This window comes from Cupriavidus taiwanensis LMG 19424 (genome assembly GCF_000069785.1).
Taxonomy (GTDB): Bacteria; Pseudomonadota; Gammaproteobacteria; order Burkholderiales; family Burkholderiaceae; genus Cupriavidus; species Cupriavidus taiwanensis.
The window spans coordinates 1,172,755-1,188,621 of sequence record NC_010530.1 but is presented as its reverse complement, the minus strand read 5'-3'; the positions used below and the strand labels follow the sequence as shown (position 1 = coordinate 1,188,621).

The 15,867-nt window shown below is 67.6% G+C and carries 16 protein-coding genes and 1 riboswitch; of the genes, 9 read left to right on the top strand and 7 right to left on the bottom strand.

The window, feature by feature from the left end; genetic code table 11:
- Positions 1 to 325: 325 nt before the first annotated feature.
- A complete protein-coding gene (locus RALTA_RS21085; protein ID WP_012355955.1) occupies positions 326 to 694 on the bottom strand; it encodes a hypothetical protein in 369 nt (122 codons plus the stop codon).
- A gap of 202 nt (positions 695 to 896) precedes the next feature.
- Here RALTA_RS21085 and RALTA_RS21080 point away from each other — a divergent pair, with 202 nt between their 5' ends.
- The gene (locus RALTA_RS21080) at positions 897 to 1,328 is read left to right on the top strand and encodes an RT0821/Lpp0805 family surface protein (RefSeq protein ID WP_012355954.1); all 432 of its coding nucleotides are present in this window, start codon (positions 897 to 899) and stop codon (positions 1,326 to 1,328) included.
- Between the two features lie 35 nt (positions 1,329 to 1,363).
- Here the strand turns inward: RALTA_RS21080 and RALTA_RS21075 are convergent, their stop codons facing one another.
- Positions 1,364 to 1,948: a surface-adhesin E family protein gene (locus RALTA_RS21075; RefSeq protein ID WP_012355953.1), complete on the bottom strand. Its 585-nt coding sequence runs from the start codon at positions 1,946 to 1,948 to the stop codon at positions 1,364 to 1,366.
- A 103-nt stretch (positions 1,949 to 2,051) separates the two neighbouring features.
- Entirely contained in the window at positions 2,052 to 2,759 is a 708-nt protein-coding gene (gene ribB / locus RALTA_RS21070) for a 3,4-dihydroxy-2-butanone-4-phosphate synthase (protein ID WP_012355952.1), read from the bottom strand.
- Positions 2,760 to 2,927: 168 nt separating this feature from the next.
- Positions 2,928 to 3,086: riboswitch (FMN riboswitch) on the bottom strand.
- Positions 3,087 to 3,248: 162 nt separating this feature from the next.
- On the opposite strand from ribB, the gene RALTA_RS21065 reads away from it, so the two are divergent.
- The gene (locus RALTA_RS21065; protein WP_232347884.1) at positions 3,249 to 3,965 is read left to right on the top strand and encodes an acyloxyacyl hydrolase; all 717 of its coding nucleotides are present in this window, start codon (positions 3,249 to 3,251) and stop codon (positions 3,963 to 3,965) included.
- On the opposite strand, the gene RALTA_RS21060 is transcribed toward RALTA_RS21065, so the two are convergent.
- Positions 3,940 to 4,833, bottom strand: coding sequence for a helix-turn-helix domain-containing protein (locus tag RALTA_RS21060; RefSeq protein WP_012355950.1), 894 nt, complete (start codon positions 4,831 to 4,833; stop codon positions 3,940 to 3,942). The two genes, RALTA_RS21065 and RALTA_RS21060, sit on opposite strands and share 26 nt — an antisense overlap.
- Before the next feature lie 193 nt (positions 4,834 to 5,026).
- Between RALTA_RS21060 and RALTA_RS21055 the strand changes: the two genes are divergently transcribed.
- From RALTA_RS21055 to RALTA_RS21045, 3 genes are all read left to right on the top strand, one after another.
- On the top strand, positions 5,027 to 6,340 hold the full coding sequence (locus tag RALTA_RS21055) for a hemolysin family protein (protein WP_012355949.1): 1,314 nt from the start codon (positions 5,027 to 5,029) through the stop codon (positions 6,338 to 6,340).
- Positions 6,341 to 6,607: 267 nt separating this feature from the next.
- On the top strand, positions 6,608 to 7,924 hold the full coding sequence (locus RALTA_RS21050) for an EAL domain-containing protein (RefSeq protein WP_012355948.1): 1,317 nt from the start codon (positions 6,608 to 6,610) through the stop codon (positions 7,922 to 7,924).
- A gap of 144 nt (positions 7,925 to 8,068) precedes the next feature.
- Entirely contained in the window at positions 8,069 to 8,200 is a 132-nt protein-coding gene (locus tag RALTA_RS21045; RefSeq protein ID WP_012355947.1) for an entericidin A/B family lipoprotein, read from the top strand.
- A gap of 70 nt (positions 8,201 to 8,270) precedes the next feature.
- On the opposite strand, the gene RALTA_RS21040 is transcribed toward RALTA_RS21045, so the two are convergent.
- The 3 genes from RALTA_RS21040 to RALTA_RS21030 are packed head-to-tail and all read right to left on the bottom strand — an operon-like array spanning position 8,271 to position 11,184.
- On the bottom strand, positions 8,271 to 8,915 hold the full coding sequence (locus RALTA_RS21040) for a bifunctional 4-hydroxy-2-oxoglutarate aldolase/2-dehydro-3-deoxy-phosphogluconate aldolase (RefSeq protein ID WP_012355946.1): 645 nt from the start codon (positions 8,913 to 8,915) through the stop codon (positions 8,271 to 8,273).
- Between the two features lie 51 nt (positions 8,916 to 8,966).
- Entirely contained in the window at positions 8,967 to 9,902 is a 936-nt protein-coding gene (locus tag RALTA_RS21035; RefSeq protein WP_012355945.1) for a sugar kinase, read from the bottom strand.
- A gap of 13 nt (positions 9,903 to 9,915) precedes the next feature.
- A complete protein-coding gene (locus RALTA_RS21030) occupies positions 9,916 to 11,184 on the bottom strand; it encodes an amino acid deaminase (protein ID WP_012355944.1) in 1,269 nt (422 codons plus the stop codon).
- Positions 11,185 to 11,409: 225 nt separating this feature from the next.
- On the opposite strand from RALTA_RS21030, the gene RALTA_RS21025 reads away from it, so the two are divergent.
- The 4 genes from RALTA_RS21025 (at position 11,410) to RALTA_RS21010 (ending at position 15,798) form a co-directional block, all read left to right on the top strand.
- Positions 11,410 to 12,315 carry a MurR/RpiR family transcriptional regulator gene (locus RALTA_RS21025; RefSeq protein WP_012355943.1) on the top strand — a complete coding sequence of 302 codons (906 nt, stop codon included), beginning with the start codon at positions 11,410 to 11,412 and terminating at the stop codon, positions 12,313 to 12,315.
- 2 nt (positions 12,316 to 12,317) lie between these two features.
- The gene (locus RALTA_RS21020; protein WP_012355942.1) at positions 12,318 to 13,772 is read left to right on the top strand and encodes an N-acyl-D-amino-acid deacylase family protein; all 1,455 of its coding nucleotides are present in this window, start codon (positions 12,318 to 12,320) and stop codon (positions 13,770 to 13,772) included.
- A 53-nt stretch (positions 13,773 to 13,825) separates the two neighbouring features.
- Positions 13,826 to 14,218, top strand: coding sequence for a RidA family protein (locus RALTA_RS21015; RefSeq protein WP_012355941.1), 393 nt, complete (start codon positions 13,826 to 13,828; stop codon positions 14,216 to 14,218).
- Positions 14,219 to 14,436: 218 nt separating this feature from the next.
- Positions 14,437 to 15,798, top strand: a complete 1,362-nt coding sequence (locus tag RALTA_RS21010) for a GntP family permease (RefSeq protein ID WP_041232539.1) — start codon at positions 14,437 to 14,439, stop codon at positions 15,796 to 15,798.
- Positions 15,799 to 15,867 lie beyond the last annotated feature (69 nt).

The window sequence follows — 15,867 nt, the reverse complement described above, 5'->3', positions numbered from 1 at the left end:
GGCCTGAACGATGAAGGACACGGCAAGAGATGAGCGCGGCGCCGAGTGGCGAGGCCCCGACGCGGGGCTATATGCCCGCGTGGCACCGTGTCCGGTTTGTTGCGATGCGCAATAAACCATAGCAATTCGAGACGCAAAAGTCACGTTTCGATCACGCAAGGTTTGAAACAAAATGTTGGCGAGGTACCTCGAAAGCCGCACCACGCTTGGCTTTCCGGGCGATGAGGTCACACCGCCCCCAAGCGCCGGCGACCACGGTGCCCGCAGGCAGCAGCGCTCGCTCGTCGCGCGGGGCCGGAACGCGTCCGCCCGGTTTAATACACTGTTACTTTTTAGCGCCCTCGCTGTAGGGATCGAACTTGCCGCTCTTGGCACCTTCGGAATAGGGATCGAACTTGCCGGTGTTCATGCCGCCCTGGCTGAACGAGTCGAAGGACTTCTGTGCTCCGCCCTGGATCGGCTCCATCTGGTCGGGCCTCGCGCCCGGGTTCAGCGAGGTCACGTTATCGCTTTTTGCGCCGTCGCTGTACGGGCTGAACTTGTCCTGCTTCGCCCCTTCGGTGTAGGGATTGAAATCGCCCTGCTTGGCACCGTCGGTGTACGGATTGAATTTGTCGGCCTTGCCGGTCTGAGCGTGCAGCGTGCCAAAGGCGCAGGCCGCGGCCAGGCCGATTGTGAGATAGCGCAGCGTCATGGGATCTCCTCTCGCAGGAATGGACCGCTCTCGTGCCGGCGGCACGAAGGGGGCAGAAATCAACGCTAGGTCAGGGCCCTGCACGTGTCAACCGCGGCCCGGTGGCCACGATTGGCGTGCCGCGCCGGCAACCGTCGTCCACTGCCGCGCATTGCGCTTACAATGCCACTCCAACGCCACCGTGAAGCCACAAGGAGCCGTCATGCTGACCCGGCAAACCTCTTCCCCTGCCAGCCTCGCCCGTCCCACCCTGCGTGCCGCCCTGGCGGGCGCGCTGGGGGCTGCGCTGCTGTTCGCTGCCGCCGCACCGGCGCACGCTTACTTCGACAACTACCTGAGCGGCACCATCATCGGCACGCTCAACGACAAGGAAGGCGCGTCGCTGGCCAAGTCAGTGCGGTCTGCGCTGAACGACACCGCCGATGGCCAGTCCGTGGCATGGACCTTTCCGGCCGCCGGACGGCGCCAGCAGATCGACGGCACCATCACCCCGGTCGAGAGCAAGACAGACAAGGGCCAGCCGTGCCGGCGCCTGAAGTCGGAGCTCAAGCGCGGCAGCGCCGAAGAGCACTGGAGCGGCTGGTTCTGCAAGCAGCCCAACGGGCAATGGAAGTCGCGCCACGTGGGCGAATAAGCCAGCCTGGCGCAGCGGTGCCGCGCGGCCCTGGCCTAGCGGCATAGCTTGCGCAGCAGTTCCCCGGCGATGGTGCCGGGGCCGGCCACCTGGAAGGTGCCGTATTGCGGCGCGCGGATGGTATAGAGGGAATCGCCGCGCGCAAAGCGCTTGCTATAGAGCGTTTGCTCGACCACGGCGAACATCGACGTGGCGCAGTTCAGCACCATGCGTTTGAGCGAAGAACGGATCGGTTCGCCGCTGGCGGTGCGGATCACGCCTGACGGCGAATTGCGCATCACCACCACGCCAACCTGCGTGCCCTGGCGGCGCACCGCCGATTGATCGAAATAGGAAATCACGCCATTGGCACCCATCAGCGGCAGCCAGCGCTGCGGGTCGGGTGCGCCGGGATCGGGCGCGGCGACCAGGCGGCAGCCTTCCTTGGGCGTCGAGCGGAACACGGTGCCGGTGCCGGCGATCTGGCATTCGTAGAGGCCAGCGGCAGCGGCCGGACGGGATGCAGAGGCCGGCGCGTCAGCGGCCGGTGCGGCGCCGTCATCGGCGTGCGCCTGCGGCATGGCCAGGCCTAACACGCAGCCAGCGAGCGCTGCTGCGTGTTTAACAATGCGGAACATCATGGAATTACCCTCATGTAGACGGGAAAAAGCGATCCGCATTGTCGCACAGGATGCGCGGATTGCGGCGCGCCGGCGGGCCCGCATCCGTGCATCCCCGCGGCCTTCAGCCGTGCAGGCGTCGCCAGGCGACCAGGTCCTCGATGGTCAGCACCGGCAACCGGTACATGTCGGCAAAGGCGAGGGCTTCGGCGCGCCGGGCCATGGTGCCATCCGGGTTCATCAGCTCGCACAGCACGGCAGCGGGCGACAGCCCTGCCATGCGCGCCAGGTCGACTGAGCCTTCGGTATGGCCGCGGCGCTCCAGCACGCCGCCGTCGCGCGCCACCAGCGGGAACACATGGCCGGGACTGACCACGGCATCGGCGCCCGCATCCTCGGCAATCGCCGCGCGGATGGTGGTGATCCGGTCGGCCGCGCTGACGCCCGTGCTCACCCCCTCGCGGGCTTCGATCGAAACGGTAAAGGCAGTGCCGTACTGGCTACGGTTGTGCTCGACCATCGGCCGCAGGCCCAGGCGGCGCACCTTGTCCGTCGGCAGGCACAGGCACACGATGCCGCTGCATTCGCGAATCATCATGGCCATGTTGGCATGGGTCAGGCGCTCGGCGGCAAGGATCAGGTCGGCCTCGTTCTCGCGGTCGTCGTCATCGAGCAGCACCACGGGCCGGCCTTCGCGCATGGCCTCGAGGGCCTGTTCGATACGCAATTCCAGCGCGCGCGCGTCGGCGCCGGCAATTGCGGCGACCGTGGCAGGGGGAGGGATTTCCGCGGACACCGCGGGAACAATGGCTTCGGTGGAAAAGCTGGACATGAAACGCTCCTGGTTCAACATCAATGGGCGTTCCAGGGGAAGGGTCAACGAAACTGCGCGACCCGCGCGCCGCGCTGTCGGCGCGCGCACGGACCACCGCGCCCTGCGATGCGCAGGGCGCGGCAAACCACACGGCCAGGCAAGCGCCAGGCCATGCGGGCGAGCTCCGTTCATCTTCTTTCATCCGGACTATGACCGTCGGCCCTGGCCTCTCACCAGGTCTGCTGACCTCGCACGGGAATGCGAGCGCTCGCGGGCTCGCCGGACGCGCGCTGCGCGTCGCGGCATACCGCCGGTGGGGACTTTCACCCCGCCCTGAAGACGTAACGTAACCGGACTGGCCGTGGCGGCCGGCACCGGCCCGCGCATGTTAGCACGATTGTGCTTTGTCACGATGGCCCTGGCGTGCGCCGCGCATACTTGTCCGCGCCGTGGCGCCGGTCACATCAGGCTTGCGCAGCGTGCCTTCCGGTGTACTACAAATAGGGTATGGAGGCAGACCTGGGGCGCTGCATGCGGCGGTTTTCCCCCTTGGCTTGCCTGACAACGACACCGCATCCTTTCAACGTGCTTCCCATGTGCCGACCAGACCAAGAAGCCAGACACGACAGCCATGCGCGTTGCATCCCCTTCCTTCCAACCTTTTCGGCGCGGCGGTGGCAGCGGCCGCGCCGCACCGCCATTGCGGCGCTGCTCGCGCTGGCCGGATGCCTGAGCACGGCCGCACGCGCGGCGCCGGCGGTCCAGCTGGGCTACGGCTTCGACGACAGCCACCACGTGCAAAAGGCGGAGATTGCCATGCTTTGGGATTCGGGCCTGGCATGGGGCAACCCGCAGGGCTGGCAGGTGGACCTGCAGTGGGAGGTCAACGTTGCGCGCTGGCTCAGCGACAGCAACAACAATCCAAACGATCTGTGGGAGTTCGGCGCTTCGCCGGTGGTACGGATCGGATGGTGGCGGCACACCTGGGTGCCGTTCCTCGAGCTGTCGGTGGGCGCGCGGCTGCTGAGCGGCACGCGGACCTCCGACGACCACGTCCTCTCCACTGCGTTCCAGTTCTCGGAATACGCCGGTCTTGGCGTGATGCTCGGCAAGGACCGCAACTTTGCCGCGGGCTACCGCATCCAGCATCTGTCCAACGGCGGCATCAAGGAACCCAATCCTGGCACCACCTTCCACGTCATCTATCTGCGCTACCGCTTTTGACCGGCCGCTCATGCGCCCCGCCCTGCGTTTCAAACAGGAGGCGGGTCGCGTCGTCCGCCGGGAAGAAGCATTCGATGCGCAGCTCCTGCAGCGTGACATCCTGCGGAATGCCGAGCGTGGTCAGCGTCGAGAACAACGATGCACGAAACGCACCGGCATGGAGCACCACGGGCAACAGCGGCGGCGGCGGCCCGTCGCTGCCGTCATCCTCCGGCAGCAGCACGCCGCCGGGACCGACCAGGTCCGGCTGCCAGTCCGCAATGCGTGCGAACAAGCCGCGTGCGGTCTGGTCGTGCGCCTGCACCTGCAATTCCTGCCATACGCGCCGCAACAGGTAGCGGCCAACCTGGCGCGCGTTCTCGATCACCGGCCACAGGCCGTCCGGATCGAACACGGTCAGCATCAGGTTGACCCGGTGCGGATCGTCCGCGAGCGATGCCGGCGGGCGGCCGCCCAGCAGCGTGTGGAACATGCGACGGTAGGCGGCATTGGCGTCGACCAGGTTCCAGAAGCGGTCCAGCACCACGGCCGGGTACGGCTCCTGCTTGGCCAGGATCAGCGCGATCGCCTGCTGCACCATTTGCAGCGGCGGCGCGTTCAGCGCATGTTCGCTGTAGGCGGGGGCGAAGCCGCTCGCGAGCAGCAGCCGGTTGCGCTGGCGCAGCGGCACGCCCAGGCGCTCGGCCAGCGCCAGCACCATCTCGCGGCTGGGCCGGGCACGCCCGGACTCGAGAAAGGAGATGTGGCGCTGCGACACCCCGGCAGCCAGCGACAGCGCAAGCTGGCTGTAGCCGCGCTTGCCGCGCCAGTAGCGCAGCAGTCCGGGGAAGTCGAGCGTGGCCTCGGAGGCAGGGGTCAGGGTTTCCATGCGGGCTATTACAGCATGGCGGAGGCGGTGCTGCGAATACCTGGCAGGTAATCGCAGCCATCCATGGATCCGCCGATGGCTTGCCGAAGCGCCCCGCTTTGCGGCCGGCGCATCACAGTGGCGACGTTGTGTAACAGGCGAATGGTATGCTTGATCTTTTCAGACACCCGGCGCGCAGAGGGCGCGCACCCTGATGGAAATTGCCATATTACTGGCGCTGATTCTGCTGAACGGCCTGTTTGCGATGTCAGAAATTGCACTCGTGACAGCCCGCAAGGCACGCCTGCAACGCCAGATCGAGAACGGCGACCGCGGCGCCATTGCCGCGGCGAAGCTGGGGGAGGACCCCACCCGCTTCCTCTCGACCGTGCAGATCGGCATTACCTCGATCGGCGTGCTGAACGGCGTGGTCGGCGAATCCACGCTGGCGCAGCCGCTGGGCGCGTGGCTGCAGGGTTTCGGCGTCTCCGAAACCACCGCCGGCTATGTGGCCACCGCAATCGTGGTGGCGGGCCTGACCTATTTTTCCATCGTGCTGGGCGAACTGGTGCCGAAGCGACTGGGCCAGATGGCGCCCGAGACCATCGCACGGCTGGTGGCGCGCCCGATCGGCTGGCTGGCGGTGGCCTCGACCCCCTTCGTCAAGCTTCTGTCGAGTTCGACGCGGCTGGTGCTGCGCCTGCTTGGCACCCAGGTCGACCGCGGCCCCGGCGTGACCGAGGAAGAAATCCATGCGCTGCTGGTCGAGGGCTCCGAAGCCGGCGTGATCGAGCAGCATGAGCACACCATGGTGCGCAACGTGTTCAGGCTCGATGACCGCCAGCTGGCGTCACTGATGGTGCCCCGCGGCGACGTGGTCTACCTCGATGTGGAAGCCAGCATGGAGGAGAACCTGCGCCGCATCGAAGAATCCGACCACTCGCGCTTCCCGGTGGTGCGCGGTGGCATGCATGACATCATCGGCGTGGTCAGCGCGCGCCAGTTGCTGGCGCGCCGCTTGCGCGGCGAGGAAGCCGACCTGCAGGCCGCGGTGCAGCCCGCGGTGTTCGTGCCGGAAAGCGTGACCGGCATGGAACTGCTGGAAAACTTCCGCGCGTCGGGCGGGCAGATCGCCTTTGTCATCGACGAATACGGCGAGGTGCTGGGCCTGGTCACGCTGCAGGACCTGATCGAAGCCATCACAGGCGAATTCAAGGCCGAGGCCGCCGGCGAGCAATGGGCGGTACAGCGCGACGACGGCTCGTGGCTGCTCGATGGCCTTATCCCCATTCCGGAACTGAAAGACCGCATCGGCCTGCGCCAGGTGCCCGAGGAGGAAAAGGAGCGCTACCACACCCTGTCGGGCATGTTGCTGTTGCTGCTGGGGCGGCTGCCCCAGATTGCGGACACCGTGCAATGGGGAGACTGGCGCTTCGAGATCGTCGACATGGACGGCAAGCGCATCGACAAGGTGCTGGCCGAGCGCCTGCCGCCCCAGGACGGGCCCGAAGAAGAAACCACCGGCTAAGCATCGGGGGCCGGCACTGCCGGCCACCCCCCGTACGGGCCGCTTTGATCCAGATCAAATGCAGTTGCGACCGAATCACTTTGGCGCCATCTGCGATGATCCTCTCCGTTCCCTTCGCTTATGATCGGGCTTCGCGGCCCGCAAGCGGCCGCGGCACGCATGGCTGCCGCCTGGCAACGAATGCCCGGCAGCCTGCCGAAGAACCAGTTCAGATACGGGGAGACGCGTACGCCGCAAGCCATGGTCCGGCGGCACGCAAAATCATGCATGGATCCTGACGCCGACGATATCGTCAAGGGCACTGCCGGCGGCCGCGATGGCGCGATACAGCCGTCCGCGCTGGTGAGCGCGCTGACCGCTCGCCGCGCCCAGGCCGGGCACCGGGCGGCGATCCTGGCGATCCGCCTGGATCGCTTTGCCAGCGCCTGCGAAACCCTCGGGCCTGACCGTTCCGCCAGGCTGCGCGGCATCGTGCAGGCACGCATCGCCTGCCTGCTGCCGCCGGGCGCCTTCATGGACTGGCTGGCGGCTGCCGACCTGGTGGTCATCACCCGGCTGCCGGCGGGTGTGCAGGATCCCGGCCAGGTGGCCAGCCGCGTGGCCGACGACCTGTCCCGGCCGTTCGCACTGGACGGCTTCGAGCTGCACCTGTCCTGCAGCATCGGCGTGGCCAACGACCATGCCGACATCCCCGCCGAGCGCAGCCTGCAACAGGCGTTCGATGCCATGCTGCGGGTCAACCGCCAGGGCGGCGCTGGCCTGGCCCGCGCCGACAAGCCGGTATCGCCGCCCGCGGCCCCATTGCTGGCTGCGCTGCCCGACGCGCTCGAACGCGGCGAACTGAGCCTGCAACTGCAGCCGCGCGCGGACCTTGCCGGCGCCGCCGTCAGCGGCTATACCGTGCGGCTGCGCTGGCAGCATCCGGTGCTCGGCCGCGTGGCGCCGCAGGACTTCCTGCCGGGCGTTGAAACGCTCGGGCTGGTCGGCCGCATCGGCAACTGGCTGCTGGAAAGCGTGCTGCCGCTGGTGCGCGCCGCCGCGACCATCGGTCCGCTCCGGTTCACCCTGCTGGCCTCGAGCGCGCAACTGCATCGTCCGCAAATGGTGGAAGCCCTGGCGCAGGCGCTCGACGCGGGCGGCATCGCGCCGGCGCACCTGTGCATCGAACTGCCGGCCGGCACGGTGCCGACCGACGCGGACCTTATTGACCGCTTTGCCGCGCTGCGCCGGCGTGGCCTGCAACTGGCGCTGGGTGATTTCGACGACAGCCCGGCCTGCCGCGAGGCCCTGGCAGCGCTGGAACCGGACGCCGTCACGCTGGACGCGAGGGGACTGGGCCATGCGCGCGAGGCACTCGGCCGTGCCGACAGCCTGCGCGAGGCCTGCCGGGCCGCGCGGCGCGCCGGCGCGTCGGTCTGCGCCAAGGGGATCGAAACCCGCCAGCAGCTCGACGCCGTGCGGTCCTGGGGCTGCCACAGCGTGCAGGGCTACCTGCTGGCGCAACCGTTCCCCGCGGTATGGCTGCTGCAGACCCATGCAGCGATCCAGCAGCGCGCCCGGGCCCTGCTGGCGCCGCCGGCCTGACCACCGCGCGCTGCCCGGGTGGTTGCACGATTTACAAATTGCGACATACCAGCTATCAAAGCCCAGCGCAGCAGCGGTAAAATCTGCGGCAATCCCAAACTCGAAGAATCTCTCGATTCTGAACCCTATCGAAAGGAGCCCGGCGTGAAGAAAGGTTGGATCTGGTGCGTTTTGTTTGCCACTCTGTTGGCGGGTTGCAACACGATGGCGGGCCTGGGCCAGGACATTCAGCGTGGCGGCCAGAAGCTGGAAAGCTCGGCAGAACGCCACAAGTAAGCCGGCCAGGGCTGCATTCACAGCAAAACGGCACGCCATCGGGCGTGCCGTTTTGCTTTTGGCGGCGAGCTCAGGGCCTGGTGCGCAGTGCCTTGGCTTCCTGGGCCAGCGCGCGGATGCGGGCCCAGTCGCCACCGGCGACGGCATCCTTGGGCACTACCCACGACCCGCCCACGCACACCACATTGGGCAACGCCAGGTAGGACGGCGCCAGCGCGGCATCGATGCCGCCGGTCGGGCAGAAGTGCAGCTGCGGCAGCGGCCCGCCCAGCGACTTGAGCATCGGCACCCCACCCGCTGCCTGTGCCGGGAAAAACTTGAGGAACGTGAAGCCGGCTTCCAGGGCCGCCATGGCCTCGCTGGCGGTGGCCACGCCGGGCAGCAGCGAAATTCCCGCGCCTTGCGCGCCGGCAGCCAGCGCCGGCGTCAGCCCGGGCGAGACCGCAAACTGGGCGCCCGCTTCACGCACGGCGTGCAGTTGCTCCGCGTTCAGCACCGTGCCGGCGCCGACGCAGGCTTGCGGCAGCGCCGCGGCCACTGCCCGGATCGCTTCCAGCGCCACTGGCGTGCGCAGCGTGATTTCCAGCAGCGGCAAGCCACCGGTCACCAGCGCCTCGCTGACGTGCAGCGCCTCGTCGACGGAGTGGAATTCCAGCACCGGGATCACCGGCACATCGGCAAGGCGTTGAAGCAGCGGGGAGGTCTGGTTGGACATGGCGATCTCGCGGTATATGGGTTCAGGAAAACATCAGGTTCGGGCCACGGCTCAGGCGATCACCGATACCGACTGCGCCAGCCGCGCCAGCACGGTCTGCGCATCGGGAATCGGCGCCACCGCGCCATAGCCGGTGGTCGACAGCGCTGCCGCCACGTTGGCATAGCGCGCCGCCTCGAACGGATCGGCGCCCGCGGCCAGCCGCGCGACGAAGCTGCCGCCAAAGCAGTCGCCCGCGCCCGTGGCATCGACCGGCTTGACCGGATAGGCCGGCACCAGGCTGCGGGACTCCGGCGTGGCGATATACGAGCCCTCTTCCCCCAGCTTCAGCGCGACCAGGCCGATGCCGCAGCCGAGCAGGTAATCGGCGATGGCGTCGCGGTCGTCCAGCCCGGTCAGCACGGTGATGTCGTCCCAGCTGGGCAGGCATACGTCGGTCATCCGGAAGGCTTCGCGCATGATGCCGCGCGCGCGTGCCAGCGACCACAGGCGCAGCCGCAGGTTGGTGTCCAGCGTCACCTTGGTGCCGGCCTTGCGCGCATGCTCCATCGCGTCCAGGCCGGCATCGCACGCGCTGGTGCTGATGGCCAGGCTGATGCCGGACAGATGCAGGTAGCGCGCCGCCGCGATGGCACCCAGCGGCAGCTGTTCATGCTGGTAGCGACTGGCAGCGGAACCTTCGCGCAGGTAGTCGAAGCGATGGCCGTGGCTGTCGTGCGAGACAAAGTACACCCCGGTGGGCGCACCGGCGTCGACATGCACATGCCGCGTGTCGACCCGCTCCTGCGTCCACAGTGCGCGCAGGCGTTCGCCGAAGGTATCGGCGCCGACCGCGCAGATATAGCCGGTGCTCGCGCCCTGGCGCGCAGCGGCAATGCAGAAGTTGGAGGTATCGCCGCCAAAGCCCTGCAGGTAGCGCGACGGATCGTCCGGCTGCTGGTTGAACTCAACCAGCGGCTCGCCATAGGCCAGGATGTCGATGCTCATGGGGCCGTTTGCCTCAGAAGAAGGTTTGCACGATGTCGATCACGCGCATGTCGCGATCCAGCACCGGGATATGTCGCCACTTGTCGAAAGTCAGGCACGGGTGCGAGATATCGAAGGCAATCATGTCGCCGACCTGGATGTCGTCGCCCGGCTTGATCTGCAGGTAGGCGTGCTGGTCCATCATGCCGGTGACCTCCCAATGCGCGGGCACGTCCACCGGCGCCTCGGCACCGGGACGGTAACGGCGCGCCGGGATCGGCATGCCTGCGTCGAAGGCGGCATCGCGCTTGCCCATGCCGATGATGACGCGATCCGGTTCCGGAATCGACTGGACATACGCCCACAGCTGTAGCGCCGGCAGCAAGCCCTCGCGCATTTTCTGCGCGACCGGGTTGCTCGCCAGGATGCGCTGCTGCGCGGCGCGATAGATGCCCACGTCGTGCGTCAGGTAACAGCCGGGGCGCAGCACGATGTCGATCGGCGCGCCGATGTCGGTGCGCGCGAATTCCTCCGCCACCACGTCGTACCAGGCCGAGCCCGCGCCGGACATCACCACCGGGCTGCGGCCGAAGCGGCCCTGCGCGGCCAGTTGCCTTGTCACCGCGACGGTGCGCTGCAGGAACTTGCGGATATCGGCTTCTTCCTTCAGCACGCCCTCGTAGATTTCCACGCCGGCCAATGACAATGCGTCCGGCCAGCGCGCCAGCGCGTCGAGCACGGCCTGCTGCTGCGCGTCGTCGCGCACGCCGGTACGTCCGCCTTCGACGCCCAGCTCGAGCAGTACCTGCAGCGTTTGTCCGCGCTGCCGGAAGAACTTGCCGAGCTGGTCGACCAGCTCGGCCGAATCGACCAGTGCGAAGAATTCGAAGTCGGGATCGCGCAGCAGGTCCGCGATGATCTCCATATTGCGGCGGCCGACCAGCTGGTTCGCCATCAGCACGCGCTTGACGCCGTGCGCATGCGCGGCGGCAGTCTGGTGCGCGGTCGCCAGGGTGATGCCCCACGCGCCAGCGTTGAGCTGCCGGGCAAACAGCTTGGGCGCCATGGTGGTCTTGCCATGCGGCGCCAGCTGCACGCCGTATTCGTTCATGAAGCGGCGCATCCACGCCAGGTTGTGCGCAAGCCGGTCTTCATAGAGCACCGCGGCCGGCAGGCTCAGTTCCTCCTGCAACAGGTTCCAGCCGGTCTGGGCGGCCGCGTCCGGGGCAATCGGACCCTCCATCCGCCCCAGCGCCTTGTTGAGCGGATCGATCACGCCAGCCTGATACTTTATTTCACGCATGCCTGTCATCACCCTGAAAAAATCTGATTGACGTAATGATATCCCTGAAAATAAGATATTTCATCCCTGTTATAAAGTAACATACGACGCCACCGCGGGTCCCGGTGCGGCGACGGCAAGAGCGCCAGGCACGGCGCCGCCAGTCACTGTTATAGCCCCTGCCCGCTGCGACTGCAGACCTCGTCACATTGCGACCCGAGCCGCTTGACCAACCCGCCCCAGACCATGACCGCGCCCTTCGACATCCTGACCCGCATCGCCGAGCGCAGCCCCGCGCTGCGGCTGGCCGAGCAGAAGGTGGCGCAGGTGGTGCTGGAAGACCTGGCCGGCGCGGCGGCGGCGAGCATCAATGAGCTGGCCCGCCAGGCCGGCGTCAGCGAAGCCAGCGTGACGCGCTTTGCCAAGGCCATCGGTTGCCGCGACGTGCGCGACCTGAAGCTGCGCCTGGCCCAGGCCGCGGCGGTGGGCGCGCGTTTTCTGCAGCCCGGCAACGCTCCGGCCGCGGAATCCGCGCCGGCCACGCTTGCCGACAGCATCCACGCCGACATCCTCACCGCGCTGGAAGCCAACCGCGGCTTGCTGGATACCGAGCGCATCGAGCGGGCCGCGCGCTTGTTGCTGGGCGCACGCATGGTCTACGCTTTTGGCATGGGCGGCGGCTCGTCGTTCCTGGCCGATGAAACGCGCCACCGCCTGGCGCGCCTGGGCCTGCCGGTGGCCAGCTACCAGGATGCGCTGCTGCAGAAGATGGTGGCGGCGACGCTCGGCCGCGACGACGTGGTGCTGGCGTTCTCGGCCAGCGGCCGCGTGCCGGAAATGCTGGCCAGCTGCGATATCGCGCGCGAGTACGGCGCGCGCCTGGTGGCCGTGACCGCGCTGGGCTCGCCGCTGGCGGCGCGCGCCGACGTGCTGCTGCCGGTGCGCACGCTGGAGACGGATTTCATTTTCAAGCCATCGGCTTCGCGCTACGCCATGCTGATGGTGCTGGACGTGCTGGCCACGCAGTGCGCACTGTTGCAGCCGGACCAGAGCAAGGAGCGCCTGCGCCGGCTCAAGTACGTGCTCGACAGCCACCGCGGCGACAGCGGCCCCGGCAAGGTCCCCGACAGCCGCCAGCCGCTGGGAGACTGACCATGCCACACCTGTTCGATACCCTGATCCGCTGCGTCACGCTGATCGACGGCTCCGGCGCGGCCGCGCGCCTGGCCGATGTGGCCTTGCGCGATGGCCGCATCGCCCGCATCGATGCGCCGGGCGCGATCGACCCCGACGCGGCCGCGCACGTGGTCGAGGGCGATGGCCTGGTGCTGTCGCCTGGCTTTATCGACGTGCATACGCACGATGACACCAACGTGGTGCGCCAGCCGGCGATGACGCCCAAGCTGTCGCAGGGCGTGACCACGGTGGTGGTCGGCAACTGCGGCATCAGCGCCGCGCCGGTCACGCTGGCGGGCGATCCGCCCGACCCGATGAACCTGCTCGGCCATGCCGACGCCTTCCGCTATCCGGATTTCAAGGCCTATGTCGATGCGGTCGAGGCCGCGCAACCCGCGGTCAATGTCGCCGCGCTGGTCGGCCATACCGCGCTGCGCAGCAACCATATGGACCGCTTTGACCGCGCCGCCACGCCGCGGGAAATCGAAGCGATGCGCGCGCAACTGGAGGAAGCCCTGCAGCACGGCGCGCTGGGCCTGTCGACGGGCCTGGCCTATGCCAACGCCTTCTGCGCGCCGACCGAGGAAGTGCTGGCGCTGGCCGAGCCGCTGGCCAACGCCGGCGCGCTCTACGCGACCCACTTGCGCAGCGAATTCGCCGAGATCCTCGATGCCATGGACGAGGCCTTTCGCATCGGCCGCCATGCACGCGTGCCGGTGGTGATCTCGCACCTGAAGTGCGCCGGCGTGGCCAACTGGGGCCGCAGCACCGAGGTGCTGGACGCGCTCGACGGCGCGCAGCGCTGGCAGCCGGTTGGCTGCGACTGCTATCCCTACACCGCCAGTTCCTCCACGCTGGACCTGAAGCAGGTCACCAGCGATTTCGACATCATGGTGACCTGGTCCGAAGGCGCGCCGGAGATGAGCGGCCGGCTGCTAGCCGACATCGCCACCGAATGGCAGGTCGACCTGCACGAAGCCGCGCGCCGGCTGATGCCCGCCGGCGCGGTCTACCACTGCATGGAAGACGCCGACGTCGACCGCATCCTGAGCCATCCGGCCACGGTGGTCGGCTCGGACGGCCTGCCCAATGACCCGCTGCCGCATCCGCGCCTGTGGGGCGCGTTCCCGCGCGTGCTCGGCCACTACGCGCGCGACCGCGAACTGTTCCCGCTGACCGTGGCCGTCAACAAGATGACCGGCATGTCGGCCGAGCGTTTCGGCCTGCACCAGCGCGGCTTCGTGCGCGAAGGCTACTGGGCCGACCTGGTGCTGTTCGACGCCGCCACCATCCGCGACGCCGCCAGCTTTACCGATCCGATGCAACCGGCCGAGGGCATCGCCTCGGTCTGGGTCAACGGCGAGCTGTCATGGCAGCAACGCCAGAGCACCGGCGTGCGCGCCGGCCGTTTCCTGCCCCGCGGTGCGGACTGACGCGCACGCACCGCCGCTTCCCTCACCTGTCTAACCCATTTCCAGGAGTACTCATGGACATCAAACGATTCGGCGTCGAAGGCGGCACCGGTACCGGCGGCCAGCATATGCCTTTTGCCCGTGCGGTCGCGGCCGATGGCTGGCTCTACGTCTCGGGCCAGGTGCCGATGGTCAACGGCGAGGTCATCGACGGCGGCATCGTGCCCCAGACCCACCAGGCCATCAAGAACGTGCTGGCCATCCTGGCCGAGGCCGGCTACGGCCCCGAGCACGTGGTGCGCTGCGGCGTGTGGCTGGACGATACGCGCGACTTCGCCTCGTTCAACAAGATCTTCAAGGAATACTTCGGCGCCAACCCGCCCGCGCGCGCCTGCGTGCAGTCGAGCATGGTGGTCGATTGCAAGGTCGAGGTCGACTGCATCGCGTACAAGAAGCCGGCGGCCTGAGACTGCTGCCGGCTTGATTCACTGCTTCTCCACTGTTTGCGCCCCTCTCCCGCACGCGGGAGAGGGGCCGGGGAGAGGGCCGGCATCACCACAAGGTGAGCCGCAAAGGCGCTTGCCGCGCCCTCTACCCCACCACCTCTCCCCACCGGGAGGGAAACAAGAAAGCCAAAACTCTGCTGCCGCACACAAGCGGCTCTTTTTCCACGCAAGGAGACAATATGGGTGCCGTCACCGGAACCACGCTCTTGGTGTATGCGCTGATCGCCGTGATCGCCCTGGTGGTCCTGATCGCGCGCTACAAGCTCAACCCGTTCATTACCCTGGTCGTCGTCTCGGTGCTGCTCGGCTTTGCCGTGGGCATGCCGATGAGCGAGATCGTCAAGTCCTTTGAAGCCGGTGTCGGCGGCACGCTTGGCCACATCGCGCTGGTGGTGGGCCTGGGCACCATGCTCGGCAAGATGATGGCCGAGTCCGGCGGCGCCGAGCGCATCGCCAATACGCTGATCGATTTCTTTGGGGCGAAGAACGTGCATTGGGCCATGGCCACGATCGCGTTCATCGTCGGCCTGCCGGTATTCTTCGAAGTGGGCTTCGTGCTGCTGGTGCCGATCGCCTTCAACGTCGCCAAGCGCACCGGCACGTCGATGGTGCTGGTCGGCATTCCGATGGTGGCCGGCCTGTCGGTGGTGCACGGCCTGATCCCGCCGCACCCGGCCGCGCTGCTGGCGGTGACCGCATACGGCGCCGATATCGGCAAGACCATCATGTATGCGCTGATTGTCGGCATCCCCACCGCGGCGCTGGCGGGACCGTTGTTCGCCCGGCTGATGGACCGCTACGTCAAGCTGCCCGAATACAACCCGCTCGCCGAGCAGTTCACCGAAGAGGATGAGCGCGTCAAGGAATCGCACGAGCTGCCGGGCTTCGGCATCACGGTGTTCACCATCCTGCTGCCGGTAGTGCTGATGCTGATCGGCAGCTGGGCCGACCTGTTCACCACGCCCAAGACCTTCGCCAACGACTTCCTGAAGCTGATCGGCAACTCGGTGATGGCACTGCTGATCGCCGCGCTGGTGAGCTTCTACACCTTCGGCAAGGCGCGAGGCTTTAATCGCGAGACCATCCTCAAGTTCACCAACGAGTGCGTGGCGCCCACCGCCATCATCACGCTGGTGGTCGGCGCCGGCGGCGGCTTCGGCCGCATCCTGCGGGACTCGGGCATCTCCACCGCCATCGTCGACGTCGCCACCGGCGCCAATGTCTCGGTGCTGGTGCTGGGCTGGCTGGTTGCGGTGATGATCCGCATCGCCACGGGCTCGGCGACAGTCGCCATGACCACCGCAGCGGGCATCGTCGCGCCGATTGCCGCCAGCGTGCCCGGCACCCGCCCGGAACTGCTGGTGCTGACCACCGGCGCCGGCTCGCTGATCCTGTCGCACGTGAACGACGGCGGCTTCTGGCTGGTCAAGGAGTACTTCAACATGACCGTGGCCCAGACCTTCAAGACCTGGTCGGTCTGCGAAACCATCATCTCGGTGGTGGCGTTGCTGCTTACACTGGGCCTGGCCACGCTGGTCTGACGACGGAACGTGACCGGGGGCGACGCCGCGGCGGCTCCGGCACCAGGCCTGCCCGGCCCGGAATGCGAC